Here is a 22363-nt window from a genome sequence, read left to right on the forward strand (position 1 = left end):
AATCTAAATTTTATCTATGGCAACTGTTGAGGACAATGTTTACGGATTAGAAAAGCATTTGATGAATTTCGGTGAAGAAATAGTGGTAGGGATGAGAAATGACAAGAAAGAGTGGAACTATTACGGAAAGAATGGAGGTCATTAATTCCGAAGGTTTTAAACTAAAAGAGTGAGAATGGGCTTGTTTTTTGATTACATTAAACTTGCGAGACCGAAACAGTGGATAAAAAACTTTTTCGTTTTTGCTCCGCTCATTTTTTCACATCATCTGTTGAATTTTGAGAAGGTTAAAATTTCAATCTTTGCTTTTTTAGCTTTCTCTTTCATTGCGTCTTCTGTTTATGTTATAAATGACATTGTTGATCGCGAGTCGGACAAACTACATCCAGTTAAAAAGAATAGGCCTATTGCATCCGGGCGAGTTGGAATTTTGCAGGGATTCTTATTTTCAATTTTTCTTTTCTTTGTAGGTCTTGCTCTTCTTTTTGAACTTCCTTTTAAAGCTGGGTTTTTGATCATTTTGTATTTCGTGATGATGCTTCTTTACTCATTAAAGCTTAAGCAAGTTGTCCTCGTTGATGTTTTTGTTATAGCGATTGGATTTATGTTGAGAGTTCTCGTTGGGGCTTATGCAATTGAGGTTGTAGTTTCAAAGTGGCTTTTCATAACTACGCTTTTTCTTTCCCTTTTTCTTGCGATTTCAAAAAGGAGAATGGAAATTTATTTTTCAATTCAAAATCCAAATTCTGGCTTGAGCGAGCAAAGGAAAGTTCTTGATGAATATAACATCAAGTTTGCTGATCAAATGCTTGTGATAACTGCAGGTGGTGCTGTTATTTCTTATGCACTTTACACAATTTCGGAAAGAACGGTTTTGCTCTTCGGAACAGAAGCTTTGATATATACGACTATTTTCGTCCTTTATGGAATTTTCCGATATATGTATCTTATCTACCAGAAGAAAAGCGGTGAAAATCCCACAGATGTGATTCTCGGTGATTGGGGAATAATTGCAAATATTTTCCTTTGGTTTATCGTTTGTGTCGTTATAATTTATCGCAAGCAAATTTTTAAATTCATCGGGCTAACATTTTAAAAAATTAACATCTGATCCGAGATGAAGGAAAAAATAAGAATTGCTTCAGGTCAAGGTTTTTGGGGCGATTGGCTTGAAGCTCCAATTCATCAAGTCACAAAGGGACCAATTGATTATCTTGTAATGGATTACCTTGCGGAGGTTACAATGTCAATTTTACAAAAACAAAAGAAAAAGGATCCGAATCTCGGTTATGCCCGAGATCTTGTAAATTTAGTAGAAAGAATTTTGCCGATAATAATTGAGAAAAATATCAAAATTGTAACAAACGGCGGTGGTGTTAATCCGATCGCATGTAGGGATGCGATTTTCAAAGTCGCACAAAAGCTCGGGATAAAGGGCTTAAAAATAGGTGTTGTCATTGGAGATGATATACTTGATAAAATTGACGAATTCATAAAAATGGGCATTGATTTTAAAAACATAGACACAGGTGAGCCAATTGAGAAGATCCGCGACAGGATAACAAGTGCAAATGTCTATTTTGGCGCTTTTCCAGTTGCAGAAGCATTAAGACAAGGAGCACAGATCGTTGTAACAGGTAGAGTTACGGACACAGGGATTACACTTGCACCGATGATTTATGAATTTGGATGGAGCGAAACTGATTATGACAAGCTTGCTGCTGGAATTGTTGCAGGGCATATTCTTGAATGTGGTGCTCAAGCAACTGGGGGAAATTTCTCTTATGATTGGCGTTCCGTCCCAGATATGGCTCATATCGGTTTTCCTATAGCTGAAGCTTATCCAAACGGCGAAATTATCATAACAAAGCATGAAAACACGGGTGGACTTGTAACTATTCAAACGGTGACAGAGCAACTTGTATATGAAATAGGAGATCCAACAAATTACATAACTCCGGAAGTGATTGCAGATTTTACGACAATAAAACTTGAACAAGTTGGAAAGGATAGGGTCAGAGTTTATGATGTTAAAGGCAAACCACCAACGCAGTTTTATAAAGTTTCAATGTCTTATTTTGATGGATATATGGCTGTGGGAACTTTAACATATTCTTGGCCAGATGCGCTTGAAAAAGCAAAGAAGGCAGATGAAATAATAAGGACAAGATTGAGGGATCTTGGGCTTGAATTTGACGAAATACATACTGAATTTTTAGGATATAACTCATGTCATGGTCCCCTTGCTCATAAAATTGATGAACCAAACGAAGTTGTTTTAAGGATTGCGGTACGCGGTAAAAGTTTTGAAGCGGTTGATAGATTTGGCCGTGAAGTTCCTGCCTTAATTTTAACTGGTCCCCCGGGTGTGACTGGATTCGGTGGGGGTCGTCCACATCCGAGCGAGGTTATAGCATATTGGCCAACTTTAATTCCCAAGGAGCTCGTAAAACCAGAAGTGATAGTTGAAGAAATTTGAAACAAAAAATAAAACATAATGCGCTCAATAAGTTTCCGCCACCTTTTTCCAAATTACGGCGGTGTAACCAATCTTTTCATTGACTATGTTTACAACTTCAAGAAAGTTCAAAAGTTTTACAATCACGATTTCACCGACCTTAATGGTTTGAATCTATTATTTGAGTTGGTTTTAAAGAATTACCGAAATCGCAAATCTGTTTTTGAAATTTTAAAAAGACAAAATCTATCTTACGAAAATCATCAGGCGCAGGATAAACTTGAGCTTTTCTCCAAAGATAACACGCTTGCGGTAGTTACAGGTCAACAAGTTGGCTTCTTATCCGGTCCGCTTTATACGATCTATAAAATCATAACGACGATAAAACTTGCCGATTTTTTATCTGACAAATTTCCAGATTTTAATTTTGTCCCGATTTTTTATCTTGAAAGCGAGGATCACGATTTTTTTGAAGCAAACCATGCAAAAATTTTTAACACAAATAACCAACTTGTTAGAATTGAGTTTGAGCCAGAGGATACAAAAAAAGAAAATTATGGTCCTGTTGGTGAAATTAAATTTAACGAGAGACTTGATATCGCTTTGAAAAGGCTTGAGGATGAACTTCAAGATACCGAATTTAAAAGCGATGTAATGAAATTTGTTCGTTCTACATATAAAAATGGTTTTAATTTTGCTGAGTCATTTGTGAGGTTTGTTGCTGGGCTTTTAAAGGATCGCGGGTTGATTTTTTTAAATCCAAACGACGCAGAGATTAAAAAACTTCTCGCACCAATTTTTGAAGCTGAAATTGATGAATATCCCAAACTTTCAAATTTGATTATTGATGTAAGCGCAGAACTTGAAAAAAGATATCACGCTCAGATAAAACCTCGCCCAGTGAACCTATTCTTGTTTTATAGAGGTGGTAGATATCCGATTGAACCGGCAGATGAAGAAGGAATGTTTAGGTTAAAAGGAGTTAGATTTAAATTTAGCAAAGGCGAGTTGAAACATATACTTGATGTAAATCCACAGGCGTTGAGCCCTAATGTCGTATTAAGGCCTATATGTCAAGACACACTTCTACCGACGGTTTTTTATGTTGCTGGTCCATCTGAAATTGCGTATTTTGCACAGCTTAAACCTGCTTATGCTTATTTTGGGATTCCAATGCCTGTTATTTTTCCAAGGGTCAGTGCAACTATAATTGAGCCGAAGGTAAGTAGAATTATTGAAAAATATAACATTGATTTAAGGGAAGTTTTCACTGATTTTGCAAGTGTTGCAAAAAAAATCTTGATAGCGAGTTCTGAATTTGATATTGAGGGATTTTTCAGCAAGGCGCGCTCAAAGATTCAAACAGTTATCGGTGAGATAAGAGATTTCGTTTCAAATATAGATTCATCACTTGCAGGAGCGGTTGATAACTCCGCAGAAAAAATTTTGTATCACATAAACAACATTTATGAAAAAACCTTGATCGCAAATCAAAAGCGCAATGAGATTATCGCAAGGCAAATTGAAAAGTTAAAAGTTAATCTTCTTCCGGAGGACGAATTGCAGGAAAGGGTTTTAAATATAACTTATTTCCTCAACAAGTATAGTTTTGAGTTGATGGACAGATTATTTGACGAGTTTGAGCTATTTGATTTCAATCATCAGTTGATCTTCGTGTGAAGTTTATTTTGCTATGATGTTTTCGGGTTCTTTGCCGAGATTTTCAAGTTCAAATTTTGCTGATGTAGAAAGTTCGGAGTTTGGATATTTTTCAAGGAATGTTTGATAGTATTCTTTGGCTTTGGTGTAATCTTTAATCTCGTTTGCATAGATGAAACCAAGCAAGAAGAGAGCGTTCATAGCTTCTTTAGAATCGGGATAGTTCTGAATTATCTGCTCAAGAAATTTTACTGCTTCTTTTGGCAATTGAAGCTCGCTGTAATGAATTTGGGCAAGTTTAAAGAGAATCTCTGGCGCTTTTGCACTTTTTGGATAGGTTTGAACAAAATGATTGTAAATTTCAATTGCGGTCTTCAGATTTCTACTTTGATATTCTTGTTCAGCTTTTTGAAGCAAAGTTAGGTCTTCTTTCTTAGCGCAACCGCTCAAAAACAACAGAGAAATTAAAATCAAGTTCTTATACCGCATCTTCGGATTTTTCTTTTTTGAAAAAATTTAAACCAGGCCAAGGTAAAAATCAAGTTCAAAGTTGATTTCAAAAACAAAATTTAGATGTTCAAATGAAGTTTAGCGAGATGAAATTAAGCAAGTTTTCACTATTTGTTTTTTTGATCCTTTGCTCCATGAACATTTCTTTATCGCAGGATTTGTTGGGCATATTAAGTTCAGATATTAAAACCTTTGCGAAAAATTCCGTCGGTTATTTCGCTTCTCCATTAAATTTCAAAAACAGGGATATGCTACGCTTGTCGTTTGTTGGTGCAGGAACGATAATGCTTTTCGGTTTTGATCACTTAAATAAAGATTTTCAAAAAATTGATAACGAAATTTTTAAAAAAGCAATGAAGATTGACAGTTACTATGGAACATTGTGGATGTGGGGCTTGATAAGCGGGTCGCTTTATTCTTCGGGACTTTTATTTAAAAACGAAGATGTCAGGGAGACTGGACTTATGGTTTTTGAGGCTGGTGCTTTATCTGGGACTGTGACGACATTTTTGAAAGTTGCTTTTGGCAGGGAAAGGCCTTATGTAAGTGGAGAGAAATTTAGGTTTCATCCATTTAGTTTTGGAGGAAATAAATTTTATTCCTTGCCTTCGGGACATGCGACATTAAGCTTTGCTATTTCAACTGTTTTGGCGTCAAGATTTGAGGATAGATTTGTAAAGTTTTTAATTTATACTCCTGCGGTTTTAACTGCGTTGGCCAGAGTTTACAACAATCAGCATTGGTTTTCGGATATTTTTCTGGGCTCTGCTATTGGATATTTTAGCGGGGTTTACATCATAAATTCACATAGGAAAAACTAAAGATAACCTGTTATCACAACATCATCACCAAAGCTTTGAATTGAAATTTCTCGTAATGTGATGATATCGCGAATTGATTTTATTCCCACATCACCTATACTTGCGATCCCTTTGCCGAGAATTTTAGGAGCGATGAAGATATAAACTTTGTCCGCAAGTTTTTGTTTTATAAATTCTGTGAAGACTTTTCCACCACCTTCAACTAAAACCGAAATGATTCCTTTTTCAGCGAGCTTTTCAAGGACATCTTTAAGTTCAAGTTTCTTTCTTCTTGATTTCGTCGGGATGACCTCTATCCCAAGCGAATTAAGTTTTTCAATTTTTTCTTTTTTTGACTTGAATGAGTCAGTTGATGTAAAAACTATTGTTTTGTTTGTGAATTTATCCGAAAAGACATTTAGCTCAAGTGGTAAGCTCAGAGCGGAGTCAAGTATAACTCTATATGGATTTCTGCCTTCAACGAGACGAACGGTGAGGTTCGGATTGTCAAGTTTTGCGGTGCGACTTCCAATCAAAACGGCATCATATTCACTACGCAATTGATGGACAAAGTGGAGCGATTGTTCACATGTTATCCATTTTGAATTTCCTTCTGCGTCAGCGATTTTTGCATCAATTGTTTGGGCAATTTTAAGCGCAACGAATGGAATTTTTTGGGTTATATATTTGAAAAAAGCCTCATTCAATTTTCTTGATTCATTCTCAAGCACGCCAACTTTTACTTCAATTCCAGCTTGCTTAAGTTTCTCAACTCCTTTGCCATTTACAAGTGGATTGGGGTCAAGTGTTCCAATTACGACTTTTTTAATTTTGGATTCAATGATCAAATCCACGCAAGGCGGTGTTTTACCATAATGAACGCATGGTTCAAGATTGACATACATAGTTGCTCCTTCAACGCTTTCAGTAGCGTTTTTTATCGCATTTACCTCTGCATGTTCTTCTCCGTATTTTGCGTGAAAACCTTCACCAATTATTTTATTATCTTTCACGATAACACAGCCGACCATAGGATTAGGACTTACATAACCTTTACCTTTAAGTGCAAGTTGAATACACCTTGCGAGGTAAAATTCATCCTTTTTTTCAATTTCAAGATTGGCAGGCATTTTTTATTTGACAACCTTAATTGTTTTAGAGATCGTTCTCTCTTTTCCGACAACAGAAATTTTAAGTGTATCGGTGGTGGTTTTACACAGGAGAGCAACAGATGTGGAACATGGAGCGATAACGGCTACACAGAGAAGATCTTTTTTTCTTCTTGCTATCGGAGTTATTCTATATTCGTTCTTTAGTTCTTCAACTTCAATTTTATAAAACTGCCAACACGGATCTGGAAAATATCCGTAGATTTCGGTCGTAAAAGTATCATTGATTTTGACCGTATCCGTGATTTTTCCTGTTTTATCTTTGATTATGATTTCTGAGATGAACACTTTATCGTAGATATACTCATCATTTAGGTTTATGGTGATGCCACATCCAATTGCCATGATTAATGTCACCGCGAGTATGTTTGGGAGTTTCATATTTTAAGTTTAACTTCTTTTGTTGATGCCTAAAATAAATTTGGAAATAAAATTTAAAAATCAAAATAGGCGTGCTCAAAAATGTCGTTCGTATTGGGGAACTTGACAATTAGATTGAAGTTTTACTATATTAGGAATAGAAAAACAAAAACTTGGAGAGAGAAATGAGGCGTATAATTATTTTAGTTCTGATTGCAAGCGTTTTGGCAATTGGCTTCGCATCTGCGCAATTCAAAGAGCAAATTGAATCAAAGCCCGATGTTTATCAGTCAATCGTTCAAGGTGGGCAAAGAAGTTATCTGGGGTTTTTCAATCCATCAAATTTATTTATGAGGCATACTTTCTCAGTTTCCTATTTTAGTATCGGTGGAAAAGGCGTAATGGTAAATTCGTATACGAATTCAATTTTTTATAGATTTTCTGACAATTTGAATTTGCAAGCCGATATAAGCTTTGTTAATTCGCCATTTGGTTCGTTTGGGAGAGGGTTTAGAAATAACATCAGTGGAATTTACATAAATCGGATTGAATTGAACTATCGCCCGCTCAACAATATGTTTATAAATATCCAATATCGGCGGGTTCCTTTCTTTTATGATCCATACTATCACTGGTGATCAAAATGTGAAAAGTTTAGACAATGATGTCGTTGCTTTTCACATTTGTTAAGTTTTGTTTATATAGTTGAATTGATTTTCAATTAGTGTTGATGTGGCATAATTTTTGCCTTTTATACTCCCGAAGTTCAATAAAAATAGATTGAAAATGAACAAGATAAAATTCTACCGTTTAGCACCTGAGGATCTAAACAAGATCTTTGACTACTTTAAAGTCAGGGGTTATAATGTCATTGGTCCTACCGTCAGGGATAATGCGATTATTTACGATGAAATTCAAAGTGTTAATGATTTACCGGTTGGCTTAACAGATGAACAGAAACCAGGATATTATAGGTTGAAAAAACGAAATGACCGTGCTTTATTTGGTTATGTTGTTGGCCCTCAATCGTGGAAGAAATTCCTCTTTCCACCGATTTTAACATTGTGGGAAGCAAAAAAGAGCAATGGAAAATTTGAAATCTTTGAGCCAGACCTTGCTGAGCGAAAGTTTGTGTTCGTTGGGGTAAGGGCATGTGAGATTTCCGCTATTTTAATTCACGATAAAGTTTTTGGTGGTGGTCAATATACCGATCCAAATTATTTAAAGATTCGTAAGAATATTTTCACGATCGCTGTAAATTGTAGTGAACCTGGCGAAAATTGTTTTTGCTCCTCGGTAGGGACAGGACCAAGAGCTTTGACGGGATATGATCTTGTTTTGACTGAGGTTATTTCAAATGGTAAGCATTATCTTATCGCAAAGGCTGGTACTGAATCAGGTGAAGAATTATTGGAATCTCTAAAGTTTAACGAAGCAACAGATGAAGAAGTGAAAGAGTCAGAAAAGCTAATGAGCGATGCGCTTGGTAAATTCAAGAAGGAGGTTGAGCTTGATGGCATTGTTGAATTATTGCAATTAAATTATGAAAATCCAATTTGGGAGAAGATCTCTGAAAAATGTTTATCATGTGCAAACTGCACAATGGTTTGTCCAACTTGTTTCTGCAATACGATTGAAGATGTTACGGATTTATCTGGAGAAAACGCCAAAAGAATCAGGCGCTGGGACTCGTGTTTCACTCTTGAGTTTTCGTATATACATGGTGGAAGCATAAGGTATTCAACAATGTCAAGATATAGACAATGGATGACACATAAACTTTCCACTTGGAAAAATCAATTTGGTATGATCGGATGCGTTGGTTGCGGAAGGTGTATAACATGGTGTCCGGTTGGAATTGATATAGTTGAGAATGTTAAAATTTTTAAAAAGGACGCAATTAAACTTTAAAATTTAAAAACTGGTATAGCTATGTCCGTTGAAACATTAGAAAGAATACTCAGCGAGCATCCATTTCTTAAAGATCTCAAAGAGGAATATCTTGATCTAATAGTTGGGTGTGCAAGAAATGTTTTCTATAAACCTGGTGAATTTATATTTCGTGAAGGCGAGGAGGCACACGAGTTTTATATTATACGAGATGGGCGAGTATCCCTTGAGATCTCGGTGCCGGGTAAAAATCCCGTCGTGATTCAAACTCTTGAAGATGGCGAAGTTCTCGGTTGGTCTTGGATCGTTCCACCTTATTATTGGCATTTTGATGCAAGAGTTGTAGAACCTACAAGAGTAATAGCTCTTGATGGTAGATGTCTTAGAAATAAATGCGAGGAAGATCATAATTTAGGTTATGAACTTTTAAAAAGATTTCTTACAATAGTTGAACAACGACTTCAAGCAACAAGAATACAATTATTAGATCTATATGGTGCAAGTTGAAAGCGAAATAATTACCAGGGATGTAAACCCGATGCTTCCTCATCTATTTGTGATACGCTCGAGGAAGCTTGAAACAAGCGATACTTTTACTCTTGAGCTTGAACCTATTGAATCTGGTCTTGAGTTTAGTTTTTTGCCCGGTCAATATAATATGATTTATGTGTTTGGTGTTGGTGAGGTTCCAATATCTATAAGTAGTGATCCAAGAAGGAAAAATCGCATAAGCCACACTACGAGAATGGTTGGAACGGTGACGAAAGCGATGGGGATGTTGAAAAAAGGTGATGTTTTAGGTATACGGGGTCCTTTCGGAACAAGCTGGCCAGTTGATAGGTGTGAAAATTGTGATATCGTTATAGTTGCTGGTGGAATCGGATTAGCACCGTTAAGACCTGCGATTTATTACATCTTGGCGAACAGGGAAAGATATAACCGTGTCATATTGCTTTATGGGGCAAGGACCCCTGAAGATATTCTTTACAAACAAGAAATTGAAAAGTGGAAATCGCGCTTTGATTTTGAAGTTTATGTCACAGTTGACAGAGGAACGAGCGGTTGGAAAGGGAATGTTGGAGTTGTTACAACGCTTATCCCGCGAGCTCCGTTTGAATCAAGAAATTCCGTTGCTTTTGTATGCGGACCAGAAGTAATGATGCGTTTTACAGCGATTGAACTCGTCAAGAGAGGAGTTAAAGAAGATAATATCTTCATTTCAATGGAGAGAAATATGAAGTGTGGAATCGGACTATGTGGACATTGTCAGTTTGGTCCTGTGTTTGTATGCAAAGATGGACCTGTGTTTAGTTATAATCAGGTTAAAGATTTGCTATTTAAACGGGAGATTTAACAATGAGAACGAAAAAACCGAAACTCGCCGTTTGGAAATTCGCTTCCTGTGATGGTTGTCAGCTAAGTTTGCTTGATTGCGAAGATGAACTTCTTGAAGTTGTTGGAGCAGTTGAGATAGCATATTTCCTTGAAGCATCAAAAGCTACAATTGCAGGTCCATACGATATATCTCTTGTTGAAGGTTCAATCACAACACCACATGATGCTGAAAGAATTCATAAGATAAGAAAGGTTTCAAAATATCTTATCACGATTGGTGCTTGCGCAACAGCTGGCGGAATTCAAGCATTGAGAAATTTTAAAGATGTCAAGGAATTTATATCGGTTGTCTATGCTAATCCTTCGTATATTGAGACCTTGAACAAATCAACACCGATCGCTGACCATGTCTTCGTTGATTTTGAATTGAGAGGTTGTCCTATAAACAAGTACCAATTGATAGAAGTAATAAGTGCTTTTCTTAACAATCGTAAGCCCAACATTCCTACATACAGTGTTTGCATGGAATGCAAGAGAAAGGGTAATGTCTGTGTCATGGTTTCGTCTGGAATACCTTGCCTTGGCCCTGTTGTGCAAGCTGGATGTGGTGCAATTTGTCCTTCTTATAACAGAGGTTGTTATGGGTGTTTTGGACCGAAGGAAACTCCGAATGTCTTTGCATTGACTGAGCATTTTATCGGGCTTGGTTTAAAATCTACAGATATTGTTAGAATTTTAAGAAACTTTAACTCTTACGCAGAACCATTCAGAAAAGGGAGTGAGGCATATGAAAGATAAATTAATAAAAGTTGATTATTTAGCACGGGTTGAGGGAGAAGGAGCACTTTATATAAAAGTTAAAAGTGGATATGTCGTTGATGTAAAGCTTAAAATTTTTGAGCCACCGAGGTTTTTTGAGGCGTTTTTGAGAGGTAGAAATTTTATGGAGGTTCCGGATATAACCGCAAGGATTTGCGGTATTTGTCCTATCGCTTATCAAATGAGCTCTGTTCATGCAATTGAAAATGCTTTTGATGTTAAGGTTGATGGGATTCTTCGCGAATTGAGAAGGTTAATTTATTGTGGCGAGTGGATAGAAAGCCATGCTTTGCACATTTTTATGCTTCACCTACCTGATTTTCTTGGATACGATGATGTAATTCAAATGGCAAAAGATTATCCAGAGATCGTTCAAAAAGCATTACGCTTAAAGAAAATAGGAAATGAAATAGTAAGAATCATTGGTGGGAGAGAAGTTCATCCTGTTAATGTTAGAGTTGGTGGATTTTATAGAGCACCCTCTAAGAAAGAAATTAAACAGATTGAAGATGATCTGAAGTGGGCGAGGGATTTCTCAATTGAAGCTGTTAAGTTTTTGGCGGGTCTTGAATTTCCAGAATTTGAACAAGATTATGAATTTGTCGCTCTCCGCCATCCGAATGAATATCCTTTCAATGAGGGAAGGATAGTATCAAATAAGGGAATTGATATCGCAGTCAGTGAATATGATAATCATTTCGTTGAAGAGCATGTGCCACATTCAAATGCTTTGCATTCAAGGATCGTAAATAGAGGTGCTTATTTTGTTGGACCACTTGCAAGGTTTAATTTGAATTTTGATAAATTATCCGACATAGCAAAGAAAGTTTCACTTGAGGTTGGATTTAAACCTTTCTGCAGAAATCCATTTAAGAGTATACTTGCACGGGCGGTTGAAACTGTTTACGCTTGCGATGAGGCACTTAGGATAATTTCAATTTATGAAGAACCCTCCAAACCTTATGTTGATTTTACCATCAAGCCTGGCGTCGGTTATGGTTGCACCGAGGCACCAAGAGGAATTCTTTATCATAGATATAAGATTGATGAGAAAGGACTGATACTTGATGCTAAAATTGTCCCGCCAACTTCTCAAAATCTTAAAATGATAGAAAGCGATCTGTGGAAGTTTAGCGCAACTTATTTGAATCTCCCCGAAGATGAATTAACTTGGAAATGCGAGCAAGCAATTAGAAACTATGATCCATGTATTTCTTGCGCAACTCATTTTTTGAAAGTTCATATTGAACGAGAATAGATTGAAATTTTTGATAGTTGGAGTTGGAAATGTTTTTCGCGGTGATGATTCAGTTGGAATTTTGATAGCAAGATTTTTGAGAAGATATTGTTTTGCTGATAATGTTAAGATCATTGGTTTGGATTTGTCTTTTGATGAGCTGATTGAAATCTGGGGTAACTTTGAAGTTGTAATTTTGATAGATGCGATTGACTTAGATGAAAAACCTGGGACAATATATCGTTTTGAGCCAACGAGTGAAGCGCTTCCTGCCGAAGTGAGATTTTTTTCAACTCATACACTTGGTCTTGCTGAATACATTGAGATTGGTAAAGCGATAAAAGCCCTGCCTATGAAACTTATCATATATGGAATCGTGGGGGAAAATTTTGGAATAGGTGCGCCAATTTCGGACGAAGTTAAATCTTCGTGTAGGAAAGTAATACAGAAAATTGTGGAGGAATTGGGAACAAGGTGAATTTTTATTTTATGGGGTGAATTCTTAAATTTCTCAAAAATTTTTAAAACAAATCCGGCATATCTTTGGTATGGACAAAAATTTATTGGACATATATAAAAAGGTTGAAAATGGGGAAAGATTAACATTTGAGGATGGGGTGAAACTTTTCAAATCGGATGATCTTATTACAATTGGAATTATGGCTGATATGGTGCGGTGGCGTTTGCATCCGGAGCCTGTGGTGACATATATAATTGATAGGAACATAAACTACACAAACATTTGTACAACTGAGTGCACATTTTGTGCTTTCTACGCAAAGGTGGGAGATACTGTTAAGGGTTACACGCTTGATTATGAAGCCATTGCTAAAAAAATTGAAGAAACGATCCAGCTTGGCGGGACAAGAATTTTGTTGCAAGGTGGCTTAAATCCGGAACTTGGTATTGAATTTTATGAGGATCTTTTCAGGTGGATAAAGCAAAATTATCCGCAAATATGGCTTCACGCTCTTTCACCAGAGGAGATTTTACATATTGCTGAGGTTTCAAAGTTAAAAGTTCGCGATGTTTTAAAAAGATTAATTGATTCAGGTTTACAGTCAATTCCTGGTGGTGGTGCAGAGATTCTCGTTGATAGAGTAAGGGAAAAAATTTCTCCCAAAAAATGTACCGCCGATGAATGGCTTGGGGTGATGTATGAGGCGCATCAATTTGGATTAAAAACAACTGCTACAATGATGTTTGGCCATATTGAAACATATGAAGATAGGGTTCAACATATGTTGTTAATCCGTGAACTTCAAGATATAACAGGCGGATTTACCTCATTTATACCATGGACATTTCAGCCTAAGAATACGAAGCTTGCCGAAAATATGGATAATTTGAAGGAAAGGTCCACTGGTTTTGATTACCTTAAAACACTTGCTATTTCAAGATTAATGCTTGACAATATTCCAACGATTCAAGTTTCTTGGGTTACACAAGGTTTAAAGATGGCGCAAATTGGTTTAAAGTTTGGAGCTGATGATTTTGGAAGTTTACTTATTGAAGAAAATGTTGTAAGTGCAGCTGGAACGAGACATTTCGTTACGCTTGAGCAAATGTTAAAAGCAATAAGGGATGCTGGTTTTGAACCAAGGAAGAGGTTAAATTGATGCGTGAGCATGAGTATTGGATGGAATATGCTTTGAAGGAAGCTCAAAAAGCATTTGAACTCGGTGAAGTCCCAGTTGGAGCTGTTGTCGTTTATAAAGGGCAAATAATTGCTAAAGGTTATAATCAAGTTGAATCATTAAGGGATGCGACTGCACATGCTGAAATGATAGCTTTGTCAGCTGCATATAATTATTTTCAGTCGTGGCGACTCAATGGATGCACGCTTTATGTGACACTTGAGCCATGCCCTATGTGTGCAGGAGCGATCGTTCTTTCGCGAATTGACAAGGTTGTATTTGGAGCATATGATTTTAAAGCTGGCGCTTGTGGTAGTGTTTATAATATAACTGGTGATGGGAATTTAAATCACAAAGTTGAAGTAATTGGTGGGATAATGGCTGATGAATCTCAAAGCTTACTGAGAGTATTTTTCCAGGAATTAAGAAAAAACGAATTGGGGCGGTTTTAAACCGCCCCGTAAATTTCATTTGACGAACATTAGCTTCTTGCTCTCCACATAATTGCCAGCTCTCAGGGTATAAATATATGACCCAGTGGCAAATTCCCTTGCATCAAAAACTACTTTATAAGTTCCAGCGTCAAGTGTTTCATTAACAAGCGTTGCGATCTCTTGACCGAGGATCGTGTAAATTTTGAGAGTTACATGTTCTCTTGATGGAATTGAAAATTCAATTATTGTGGTTGGATTGAATGGGTTCGGATAGTTTTGTTTTAATTCGTATCCGCTTGGTGTTTGATCATTTAATTTTTCAACTTTTACTGGTATAACTGGCAATGTTCCTTGGTAAACCCATTTATCAACTGTCCATCCATAGTAAGATTGTGTGTAAAGATTTTTCTTTTCATCAAATTTGACATCATAAACGGAAGTATAGCCTGAAGCATTTCCTGGAGTTGTCCCGTTTGTTCTGAGATTATATCCACCTGTCATAATAAAGTTCCATTTTGCGATATCAATTGTGTCAATTGGTTCGCCAGTTGTTCCGTTAAGTATGTAAATTCTTCCATATGAATAACCCATTGAAAATGGTGAAGGTCTCCAAACAGCACAGGCGACGAATAGTAAATTGTTTTCATCAAGATATTCAAGCCCGATTGGACTCGCTTTCCATCGTGAAACTGCCCCTGTGTCTCCTTCACCGAGTTGAAAATTAAATCTCGGATCAATTTGATATCCTGTACGAATTGAACCGGTATATTTAACGACCCTTCTTTTCGTTGTATCTGAATATGAAACGAAAAGCCAGGTTCCATCCCGATTTACTTCAATTCCTTTGTAAACACCATCTGGCAAATTTACTGTCTGAAGCGGTGTTGCAGTGTGTGTTTCCCAAGCGCTTTTGTTGCTTTGAATTGATGGGAAAATTTTTATATCATCAGTTTTTCCATAACTACTATCATTGATCACAAAAACATTTCCATACCTATCAAGATCAAGAGCAAAAATTGTGTTATCTCCAGTTTCAAGGCGATATGGGGTTGAGACGATAGTATCACCAGTGAATTTGAAAACAAGGATATTTCGGTTTGGATCGTTGTTTGCAACATAAATTAGGCTATCGTGTGGTGTTGCGATAATAAACCAAGCATTTCGCATTAAAACTTCATCAAACACATCATCCGGATTTCTCCACGGCAGGAAAAAGTTGCCTATACCAGCTGTGCCAAAACCATAATAATACAATCTCCCTCTAGCTGAGTCGGCATTTACATAAGGGACGAGGAAACTTCGTGCATTGTAAGTTGTAACACAAGCTATGAAGGTGTTTTCTTTAATAATTCCAACGCTTGGCGTATTATGCCCTGTTCCATTGGTTTCGTCGTCATAGGTTGCATAAACGCAATACCATCTTGAAGTCCATTGCGGAGGTTGTTGAGAAAGTAGCGAAGATAGTGACAAGATTACCCCCAAAATTAAAGTTATAGCCCTGTACATGTTATGCCTCCAAATATGTTTTAATGCCGTCAGAATAATATGAAAGTTAATCTAAAATATCAAGAGAAATCCTGCGAATTTAATAGCCTTTTTAAAATTGCTTTTTTCACGGGGCTTGAAAATTTATTGGCTTGTTTTTATATTTTGATAGTTATATAACCAAGAATAAGCGAAAGAATGACAAATTTAATCGTTTTGCTTTTCTTTGTTTTTAAAGCCCTTGGTTCTAACGAGCCCATCGTAAAATCAGAAATCACCTCTGTTGTTGTTTACCAAGGTAATGCTCTAATCACAAGAAGTGCCGTTGTTAGTGTCAATCGTGGGGAAAATCAGATAAAAATTGGTGTTTTTACTCCAAATCTCATAAATCAGTCCGTTCAACTTGAAATTTTGAAGGGTGATGGAGTAAGAGTTGGGGATGTTAAGGTCGTTGAGACATATCTTAAAAAACCAGAAGCTCAAAGAGAAAGTGAATTGAAAGCGAAGATAGATAGTTTAAATAATTTAATAAGTTTGAAGCAAGGAGAACTTGAAGTTGTTCTTGGGAAAATTGAGTTTTTGAAAAAGTTAACTCCAAACTTGCAAGCTCAAAAGATCACGATGAGTGAAATTGAAAGTTATTTTAAGTTTTACGGCAGGGCATTAAATGAAAATGTAAAAGACAAGTTAAAAGTTGAACAAGAAATTGACAAACTAAAAGCGGAAAAGAAGAAGTATGAAGATGAGTTAAACAAAGTTTTGTCAGTTAAAGAAAAAGGCAAAATTGTTGAAGTAAGTTTGATATCAGATTTAAATAAAGAGATTGAAATTGGGATTTCGTATCTTGTATCTGGAGTGAATTGGTTTCCCGGATATGAAGTGAGGGCAAATTCAAAAACAAGAAAAGTTGAATTTAACTTCTTCGCATTTGTAAAGCAGTTAACTGGTGAGGATTGGATGGAAGTGCCAGCTGAGATTTCAACGGCTCAAGTTCAAATATGGGGAACACCACCTGAAATTTCACCATGGTTCGTTGATATCTATAAACCTACTCCAGTGCCTTTTATGAAACAGAGAGTTCCTATGATTCAGAAAGAAGAAAATATCGCAGGAGCTCAGGAAATTGAACCGGAATTTATAACACCTGAGGTTGAAACTGGTATAACATCTGTTAATTTTAAGCTGCAAAAAATCAGCATTCCATCTGATGATCAACAACATAAAATTTTTCTTGCGTCGTTTTTGCAGGCATCACCTTTTGCTTATTATGCTGTTCCGAAATTATCACGATATGCATATCTTAAAACAAGTTTAAAAAATGATTTTAGCTTTCCAATTTTACCTGGCGAAGCTAGAATTTTTGTTGATGGTAAGTATGTTTCAAGTTCTTCAATCAAGAGAATTTTATCCGGCGAGACATTTGATTTGTCTCTTGGTGTTGATGAAAGTGTAAAATTGAACAGAAACTTGAAAAAGAAGTTTACGGAGTATACTGGGGTTCTTGGCAGGAGCAAGAAGATTTCTTATGAATACGAGATTGAAATTGAAAACGGGAAAACAAGTGATATAGATATTGAGGTCAAGGATAATTTCCCTGTTTCAAGAAATGAGAAAATCAAGGTCGTGCTTGAATCGCCGACGGATAGAGAAGCGGAAATAAGTAGCGATGGAATTATAAAGTGGAAAATTAAATTGAAACCACAGGAGAAGAAATCTTTAAATGTTAAGTTCTATGTTGAGCATCCAATGGATATTGAGGTAATCGGGCTGGAATAAATTAAATCACAAACAAAAAAGAGGGAACAATGGCAGAAGTCAAAAGTGGATTAAAGTACAAACCACTTGTCCCGCCTGAACAAACGATGAAGGAATTTACGGTTCGTGCGCTTATTCTTGGTTTGATTATGTCAGTTGTCCTTGGAGCTGCGAACGCATATCTTGGTTTAAAGGCAGGTATGACGATTGCTGCTACATATCCTGCTGCGGTTATTAGTATGGCATTTTTGAGGTTGTTTAGGGGGACGATTTTAGAAGAAAATTTTGCTAGAACGGTTGGTTCAATCGGTGAAGCAGTTGCTGCAGGTGCGATTTTCACAATACCTGCTTTTTTGATTGCAGGTGTGTGGACAAACTTTGACGAGCCTCAAAGATATTGGGAATCTGCTTTTATCATGTTTATTGGAGGTGTTATCGGAATATTGTTTGTAGCTTTGTTGAGGAGGGTTTTAGTTGAAGATCCTGAATTACCGTTTCCTGAATCGGTTGCTGCATCTGAAATCCATAAGGCAGGACAAGCAGGTGGAGGTGAAGCTAGATATCTTTTTGGTGCGATGGTAATCGGTGCAGTTATTCAAACACTTGGCAAGTTTAATTTCTTTGCGACAAGTTGGGAGAAATTCACAATGTTTGTAAAGACGGGAGTTAAATTATTAAGCGGAAGAGGGCAAGAAATAACAAGTATTTCAGCTGGTGGAGGTACTCTTTTAACAGCTCCTGCTGTGAGCCCGGCTTACATTGGTGTTGGATTTATCATTGGACCACGGCTTGCTTCATTAAACTTTAGCGGTGGCTTGCTCGCTTGGGGACTTTTCGTTCCTCTGCTTATGTATTTCTTAGGGCCACAGCTTGAACCACTTGTGATGCAAGAAACACAGCCAACTTCTTGGACAGAGCTTGCTTATGCCATATGGAAATTTATAGTTCGTCCGATTGCTATTGGTGGAATGCTTTTGAGCGCAATTTATACGCTTTATAGAATGAGAACAAGTCTTGCTGCTGGATTGAGGCGTTCAATTTCAGATTTAAGGAAAGCAACCGCCGGCGAAGCGACATCGGTTAGTAGGGTTGATCAAGATCTGAGTTTGAAATGGGTTCTTGGACTTTTGTTGGTTTTCTCAGTGTTAACATTTGCACTTTATTATTACTTTAGTGGGTTGTTTAATGCTTCTATTACAGCAACTATTGTCATGATAATTGCAGGGTTTTTCTTTGCAGCGGTTTCGGGATATCTTGTTGGAATAATTGGCGCAAGCAATAATCCTGTAAGTGGTCTTACGCTTTCAACTTTAATAGTCGCTGCGCTTTTGATGGTTGTCCTTGGTGTTAAGGGATTGCCTGGAGTTGCAGCGGTTTTAGGTGTTGCAGCTGTTATATGTGTTGCAGCTGCTGTTGCTGGTGAAATGTTCCAAGATTTGAAAGTCGGGCATATTCTCGGTGGAACACCTTGGAAAATGCAAGTTGGAGATATAATAGGTGTTTTTGTTGCTGCGTTTGTTTTATATTTCCCATTGCTTATACTTCATCAAGGTGATATAAAAGCTGGTGGAACCGGATTTGGAGGAAAGGCGCTTCCAGCTCCACAGGCAAGTTTAATGGCGATGCTCTCAAAGGGAATCGTTGGTGGTGAAATGGCTTGGCCTTTGATAATTGTCGGAATCCTTATGGCATTTGGACTCATACTTTTGCAGGTTAGAAGTCCAATGCTTGTTTTCGTTGGAATGTATTTACCATTTGAAACGACATCGGCAATTTTTGTCGGTGGATTGATAAGAGGAATAGCAGATTTAATTGCTAAAAAGCGTGGTTTTACAGAAGAGCAAATGTTGAAACTTGAAAACAATGGAACACTTCTTGCTTCAGGTTTGATTGCAGGTGAAGCTCTTATGGGCTTGGTATTTGCAGGACTTGCTTTCTATGAAATAAAGATAACACCCATTACACCGACACCTTCCTATCTTGTTAGTTTGATCGTGATCGCTTTGATAGCTTTGCTTTTGATTACTACACCAATAAGATATGCATTGCGAACGCAGGAGAAGAAATCTTAAATAGTGAAACCTAAAAATTGAGTTAGAGGCGCGTCTCTAAGGACGCGCCTTTTTGATTTTTAGTGGGGCTTTTTTAAATTTATAGCAAATTTTTGTTAAACAAAACGCACATAAAATTATGTTAAGTGAATACTTACCGATCTTCATACTGATGCTCTTCGCATTAGCATTTGCCTCCTTTATGGTTTTATCAAATCGCCTTCTCGGTCCCAAAAGACCCAACCCTGAAAAGCTTTCAACCTACGAAAGCGGTATGGAACCAATACGAAGCGCAAGGGACAGATTTTCTGTTAAGTTTTATCTTATTGCGATGCTTTTTATAATTTTTGATATTGAAATCGTTTTCCTCTATCCATGGGCTGTAACTTTTAACAAGCTTGGTGTGTTAGGTTATATAGAGATGTTCCTTTTCATCCTCGTTCTTTTAATTGGATACATTTACATAATAAAGAAAGGAGCATTACGATGGGAATAAATACTTTTAAATTGGAAGAGCAGGGATTTTTCACGACGAAGTTAAGCGAATTCATCAGGTGGGCTCAAAGGAACTCACTTTGGCCAATGCCTCTTGGGATTTCCTGCTGTGCCATTGAAATGATGGCTTTCGCTGCACCAAAATTTGATGTCGCAAGATTCGGCTCTGAATTTTTAAGATTTTCACCGCGTCAATCCGATCTTCTTATTGTTGCTGGAACAGTAACATACAAGATGGCTCGCGTTGTGAGAAAAATTTATGATCAAATGCCTGATCCGAAATGGGTTATAGCAATGGGTGTCTGCACCTCAACTGGCGGAATGTATAGATCATATGCGGTCGTTCAAGGGATTGATCAATTTTTGCCAGTTGATGTTTATGTTTCTGGTTGCCCACCAAGACCAGAGAATTTGATCAATGGGTTGCTCAAAATCCAAGAACTTATAAAAAATGGAATCCCACCTAAAAGAGACCCAATATACATCTAAACAAAAATCCGAAGCACATGATGAAAGATAAAATACTTGAAAAGTTAAGCAACCTTTTTAAGGAAGACATAGTTGAATTCTTGGAATTTCGTGGTGAACTTACCATTGTTGTCAAAAGGGAAAAAATTGTTGAAGTTTGCAAGTTTTTAAAGGAAGATCCCGACCTTTCTTTTGATTATCTTGTGGATATTTGCGGTGTTGATTATTATCGTGAAAAAAACAGATTCGCTGTGGTTTACAATTTGTGGTCGCTAAAAAATAAGTTCAGACTGAGATTAAAAGTTTATGTTGATGAGCCGGATCTTGTTGTCCCGTCGGTTACTTCTGTATGGTCAGCTGCGAATTGGCATGAGCGCGAGACATTTGATATGTTTGGTATTAAGTTTTCGGGGCATCCAGATTTGAGAAGAATTTATATGCCTGAAGATTTTGAGTATTATCCATTGAGAAAAGATTTTCCATTGCAGGGAATTCCAGGATCAATCCCCTTGCCTGGGCGAGAAAAAGTAAAAATTCAACAAGGTTGAAAAATGGAAGAGAAAATAGAAAAAATAGTAGAATCACTTGGAAAAAAGAACATACAAGCAGAGTATAGGGAAGATCCGCTTGGGACGGAAATGATTTTAAATGTAGGTCCACAACATCCAGCTACACACGGGGTTTTGCGTCTCGTCCTTAAACTTGATGGTGAATATATAGTTGATGCTGTGCCTGAACTTGGTTATCTTCATCGTGGCAAGGAAAAAATAGCTGAAAACATGACTTTTCTTGAGTTTTTGCCTCATACCGATAGGATGGATTATCTTGCCCCTCTTTCAAACAACACTGCTTACATGCTCGCTGTTGAAAAGTTGTTTGGAGTTGAAGCGCCGAAAAGAGCTCAGTATATCAGGGTAATTGTAAGTGAGCTTTCAAGGATCGCTTCGCATCTCGTGTGGCTCGGGACTTTCGCAATGGATGTTGGGGCATTGACTGTGTTTATGTGGTGTTTTAGAGAAAGAGAAAAAATTTTAAGCATATTTGATCTTGTGACAGGAGTAAGATTTACGACAAGTTATACAAGAATAGGTGGCGTTGCTCAAGACATAACGGATGAAGCAATCCACGCAATAAAAGAATTCATTGATAATTTCCCGAAAGAGCTCGCTCAGATGGAGAAACTTCTGAATAAAAATAGAATTTTTATTGAAAGAACCGACGGAATTGGAGTGATAACGAAGGAGCAAGCGATTGACATAGGTTTAACTGGACCTAATTTAAGAGCAGTTGGTGTCCCAAGAGATTTGAGAAAAGACGAACCTTATCTTGTTTATAACGAGCTTGATTTTGATATACCTGTTTATGAAGAAGGTGATTGTCTTGCTCGCTATTATGTTCGCCTTGATGAGATGAAGGAAAGCGTTAAAATTGTAAGACAATGTATTGAAAAATTACCTTCTGGACCTGTGAAAGCGGATGAGCCAAAGGCAACTCATCCGAAGAAGGAGAAAATATATACAAAGATGGAAGAATTAATCCATGATTTCATATTAACCAACTTTGGTGGAACTCCACCTGTTGGCGAAGTTTATCACGCTGTTGAAAATCCTAAGGGAGAACTTGGGTTTTATATTGTAAGCGATGGAACAGGTTATCCGTGGAGATTAAAAGTAAGATCCCCATCTTTCGCAAATATACAAGCTTTGCCTTTGATGTTAAAAGGATATATGATTGCAGATCTCGTTGCGATAATTGGTAGTATTGATCCTGTAATGGGCGAGGCAGATAAATAAAACAAAAA

At 37.0% G+C, this 22363-nt stretch carries 23 protein-coding genes and 1 pseudogene; 20 read left to right on the forward strand and 4 right to left on the reverse strand.

The window, feature by feature from the left end:
• The first annotated feature begins 16 nt into the window (after window positions 1-16).
• Genes NZ923_01945 through bshC form a run of 4 tightly spaced genes read left to right on the forward strand, consistent with a single transcriptional unit; the run spans window position 17 to window position 4138 of the window.
• Complete coding sequence (locus NZ923_01945) at window positions 17-145, forward strand: hypothetical protein (GenBank protein MCS7228781.1); 129 nt, start codon at window positions 17-19, stop codon at window positions 143-145.
• Between the two features lie 30 nt (window positions 146-175).
• Window positions 176-1096, forward strand: a complete 921-nt coding sequence (locus NZ923_01950) for a decaprenyl-phosphate phosphoribosyltransferase (GenBank protein MCS7228782.1) — start codon at window positions 176-178, stop codon at window positions 1094-1096.
• A gap of 21 nt (window positions 1097-1117) precedes the next feature.
• Window positions 1118-2479, forward strand: coding sequence for a DUF1446 domain-containing protein (locus tag NZ923_01955; GenBank protein MCS7228783.1), 1362 nt, complete (start codon window positions 1118-1120; stop codon window positions 2477-2479).
• Window positions 2480-2497: 18 nt separating this feature from the next.
• Window positions 2498-4138, forward strand: coding sequence for a bacillithiol biosynthesis cysteine-adding enzyme BshC (bshC, locus tag NZ923_01960; GenBank protein ID MCS7228784.1), 1641 nt, complete (start codon window positions 2498-2500; stop codon window positions 4136-4138).
• 3 nt (window positions 4139-4141) lie between these two features.
• Here the strand turns inward: bshC and NZ923_01965 are convergent, their stop codons facing one another.
• On the reverse strand, window positions 4142-4567 hold the full coding sequence (locus NZ923_01965; protein MCS7228785.1) for a tetratricopeptide repeat protein: 426 nt from the start codon (window positions 4565-4567) through the stop codon (window positions 4142-4144).
• Between the two features lie 308 nt (window positions 4568-4875).
• Between NZ923_01965 and NZ923_01970 the strand changes: the two genes are divergently transcribed.
• Window positions 4876-5448: a phosphatase PAP2 family protein gene (locus NZ923_01970; protein ID MCS7228786.1), complete on the forward strand. Its 573-nt coding sequence runs from the start codon at window positions 4876-4878 to the stop codon at window positions 5446-5448.
• Here the strand turns inward: NZ923_01970 and ribD are convergent.
• Window positions 5445-6557: a bifunctional diaminohydroxyphosphoribosylaminopyrimidine deaminase/5-amino-6-(5-phosphoribosylamino)uracil reductase RibD gene (gene ribD, locus NZ923_01975; GenBank protein ID MCS7228787.1), complete on the reverse strand. Its 1113-nt coding sequence runs from the start codon at window positions 6555-6557 to the stop codon at window positions 5445-5447. The genes NZ923_01970 and ribD overlap by 4 nt on opposite strands.
• Before the next feature lie 3 nt (window positions 6558-6560).
• Window positions 6561-6941, reverse strand: coding sequence for a hypothetical protein (locus NZ923_01980; GenBank protein ID MCS7228788.1), 381 nt, complete (start codon window positions 6939-6941; stop codon window positions 6561-6563).
• Window positions 6942-7141: 200 nt separating this feature from the next.
• On the opposite strand from NZ923_01980, the gene NZ923_01985 reads away from it, so the two are divergent.
• The 9 genes from NZ923_01985 (at window position 7142) to tadA (ending at window position 14326) form a co-directional block, all read left to right on the forward strand.
• A complete protein-coding gene (locus NZ923_01985) occupies window positions 7142-7594 on the forward strand; it encodes a hypothetical protein (GenBank protein MCS7228789.1) in 453 nt (150 codons plus the stop codon).
• 148 nt (window positions 7595-7742) lie between these two features.
• Window positions 7743-8867 (forward strand): 4Fe-4S dicluster domain-containing protein, encoded by a 1125-nt coding sequence (locus tag NZ923_01990; protein ID MCS7228790.1) that lies wholly within the window; start codon window positions 7743-7745, stop codon window positions 8865-8867.
• Between the two features lie 21 nt (window positions 8868-8888).
• Window positions 8889-9353, forward strand: coding sequence for a cyclic nucleotide-binding domain-containing protein (locus NZ923_01995; protein ID MCS7228791.1), 465 nt, complete (start codon window positions 8889-8891; stop codon window positions 9351-9353).
• Between the two features lie 31 nt (window positions 9354-9384).
• Window positions 9385-10200, forward strand: coding sequence for an FAD/NAD(P)-binding protein (locus tag NZ923_02000; protein MCS7228792.1), 816 nt, complete (start codon window positions 9385-9387; stop codon window positions 10198-10200).
• 2 nt (window positions 10201-10202) lie between these two features.
• Window positions 10203-10979 (forward strand): oxidoreductase, encoded by a 777-nt coding sequence (locus NZ923_02005; GenBank protein MCS7228793.1) that lies wholly within the window; start codon window positions 10203-10205, stop codon window positions 10977-10979.
• Window positions 10969-12258, forward strand: a complete 1290-nt coding sequence (locus NZ923_02010) for a Ni/Fe hydrogenase subunit alpha (GenBank protein MCS7228794.1) — start codon at window positions 10969-10971, stop codon at window positions 12256-12258. The genes NZ923_02005 and NZ923_02010 overlap by 11 nt, the downstream gene beginning before the upstream one ends.
• Window positions 12245-12715, forward strand: coding sequence for a hydrogenase maturation protease (locus NZ923_02015; GenBank protein MCS7228795.1), 471 nt, complete (start codon window positions 12245-12247; stop codon window positions 12713-12715). The genes NZ923_02010 and NZ923_02015 overlap by 14 nt, the downstream gene beginning before the upstream one ends.
• Window positions 12716-12785: 70 nt before the next feature.
• A complete protein-coding gene (gene mqnC, locus NZ923_02020; GenBank protein MCS7228796.1) occupies window positions 12786-13856 on the forward strand; it encodes a dehypoxanthine futalosine cyclase in 1071 nt (356 codons plus the stop codon).
• A complete protein-coding gene (gene tadA, locus NZ923_02025; GenBank protein MCS7228797.1) occupies window positions 13856-14326 on the forward strand; it encodes a tRNA adenosine(34) deaminase TadA in 471 nt (156 codons plus the stop codon). The genes mqnC and tadA overlap by 1 nt, the downstream gene beginning before the upstream one ends.
• Before the next feature lie 15 nt (window positions 14327-14341).
• On the opposite strand, the gene NZ923_02030 is transcribed toward tadA, so the two are convergent.
• Window positions 14342-15778, reverse strand: coding sequence for a T9SS type A sorting domain-containing protein (locus NZ923_02030; GenBank protein MCS7228798.1), 1437 nt, complete (start codon window positions 15776-15778; stop codon window positions 14342-14344).
• A 213-nt stretch (window positions 15779-15991) separates the two neighbouring features.
• Here NZ923_02030 and NZ923_02035 point away from each other — a divergent pair, with 213 nt between their 5' ends.
• The 6 genes and pseudogenes from NZ923_02035 to nuoD all read left to right on the forward strand — a co-directional run bounded on the left by NZ923_02035 (window position 15992) and on the right by nuoD (window position 22355).
• Window positions 15992-17569 carry a mucoidy inhibitor MuiA family protein gene (locus tag NZ923_02035; protein ID MCS7228799.1) on the forward strand — a complete coding sequence of 526 codons (1578 nt, stop codon included), beginning with the start codon at window positions 15992-15994 and terminating at the stop codon, window positions 17567-17569.
• A gap of 29 nt (window positions 17570-17598) precedes the next feature.
• Window positions 17599-19620: an oligopeptide transporter, OPT family gene (locus NZ923_02040; protein MCS7228800.1), complete on the forward strand. Its 2022-nt coding sequence runs from the start codon at window positions 17599-17601 to the stop codon at window positions 19618-19620.
• A gap of 118 nt (window positions 19621-19738) precedes the next feature.
• Complete coding sequence (gene ndhC / locus NZ923_02045) at window positions 19739-20095, forward strand: NADH-quinone oxidoreductase subunit A (protein ID MCS7228801.1); 357 nt, start codon at window positions 19739-19741, stop codon at window positions 20093-20095.
• A complete protein-coding gene (locus NZ923_02050; protein ID MCS7228802.1) occupies window positions 20086-20583 on the forward strand; it encodes an NADH-quinone oxidoreductase subunit B in 498 nt (165 codons plus the stop codon). Before ndhC ends, NZ923_02050 begins: the two co-directional genes overlap by 10 nt.
• Before the next feature lie 20 nt (window positions 20584-20603).
• The gene (locus NZ923_02055; GenBank protein MCS7228803.1) at window positions 20604-21110 is read left to right on the forward strand and encodes an NADH-quinone oxidoreductase subunit C; all 507 of its coding nucleotides are present in this window, start codon (window positions 20604-20606) and stop codon (window positions 21108-21110) included.
• 72 nt (window positions 21111-21182) lie between these two features.
• A pseudogene (nuoD, locus tag NZ923_02060) lies at window positions 21183-22355 on the forward strand (NADH dehydrogenase (quinone) subunit D).
• Window positions 22356-22363 lie beyond the last annotated feature (8 nt).

The sequence above is a fragment of the Candidatus Kryptonium sp. genome (assembly GCA_025060635.1).
Classification (GTDB): Bacteria; Bacteroidota; Ignavibacteria; order Kryptoniales; family Kryptoniaceae; genus Kryptonium.

Coding starts and splice junctions, on each gene's coding strand:
- NZ923_01945 (MCS7228781.1), top strand. CDS start 17: ATGGCAACTGTTGAGGACAATGTTTACGGATTAGAAAAGCATTTGATG.
- NZ923_01950 (MCS7228782.1), top strand. CDS start 176: ATGGGCTTGTTTTTTGATTACATTAAACTTGCGAGACCGAAACAGTGG.
- NZ923_01955 (MCS7228783.1), top strand. CDS start 1,118: ATGAAGGAAAAAATAAGAATTGCTTCAGGTCAAGGTTTTTGGGGCGAT.
- bshC (MCS7228784.1), top strand. CDS start 2,498: ATGCGCTCAATAAGTTTCCGCCACCTTTTTCCAAATTACGGCGGTGTA.
- NZ923_01970 (MCS7228786.1), top strand. CDS start 4,876: ATGCTACGCTTGTCGTTTGTTGGTGCAGGAACGATAATGCTTTTCGGT.
- ribD (MCS7228787.1), bottom strand. CDS start 6,557: ATGCCTGCCAATCTTGAAATTGAAAAAAAGGATGAATTTTACCTCGCA.
- NZ923_01980 (MCS7228788.1), bottom strand. CDS start 6,941: ATGGCAATTGGATGTGGCATCACCATAAACCTAAATGATGAGTATATC.
- NZ923_01985 (MCS7228789.1), top strand. CDS start 7,142: ATGAGGCGTATAATTATTTTAGTTCTGATTGCAAGCGTTTTGGCAATT.
- NZ923_01990 (MCS7228790.1), top strand. CDS start 7,743: ATGAACAAGATAAAATTCTACCGTTTAGCACCTGAGGATCTAAACAAG.
- NZ923_01995 (MCS7228791.1), top strand. CDS start 8,889: ATGTCCGTTGAAACATTAGAAAGAATACTCAGCGAGCATCCATTTCTT.
- NZ923_02000 (MCS7228792.1), top strand. CDS start 9,385: ATGCTTCCTCATCTATTTGTGATACGCTCGAGGAAGCTTGAAACAAGC.
- NZ923_02005 (MCS7228793.1), top strand. CDS start 10,203: ATGAGAACGAAAAAACCGAAACTCGCCGTTTGGAAATTCGCTTCCTGT.
- NZ923_02010 (MCS7228794.1), top strand. CDS start 10,969: ATGAAAGATAAATTAATAAAAGTTGATTATTTAGCACGGGTTGAGGGA.
- mqnC (MCS7228796.1), top strand. CDS start 12,786: ATGGACAAAAATTTATTGGACATATATAAAAAGGTTGAAAATGGGGAA.
- tadA (MCS7228797.1), top strand. CDS start 13,856: ATGCGTGAGCATGAGTATTGGATGGAATATGCTTTGAAGGAAGCTCAA.
- NZ923_02035 (MCS7228799.1), top strand. CDS start 15,992: ATGACAAATTTAATCGTTTTGCTTTTCTTTGTTTTTAAAGCCCTTGGT.
- NZ923_02040 (MCS7228800.1), top strand. CDS start 17,599: ATGGCAGAAGTCAAAAGTGGATTAAAGTACAAACCACTTGTCCCGCCT.
- ndhC (MCS7228801.1), top strand. CDS start 19,739: ATGTTAAGTGAATACTTACCGATCTTCATACTGATGCTCTTCGCATTA.
- NZ923_02050 (MCS7228802.1), top strand. CDS start 20,086: ATGGGAATAAATACTTTTAAATTGGAAGAGCAGGGATTTTTCACGACG.
- NZ923_02055 (MCS7228803.1), top strand. CDS start 20,604: ATGAAAGATAAAATACTTGAAAAGTTAAGCAACCTTTTTAAGGAAGAC.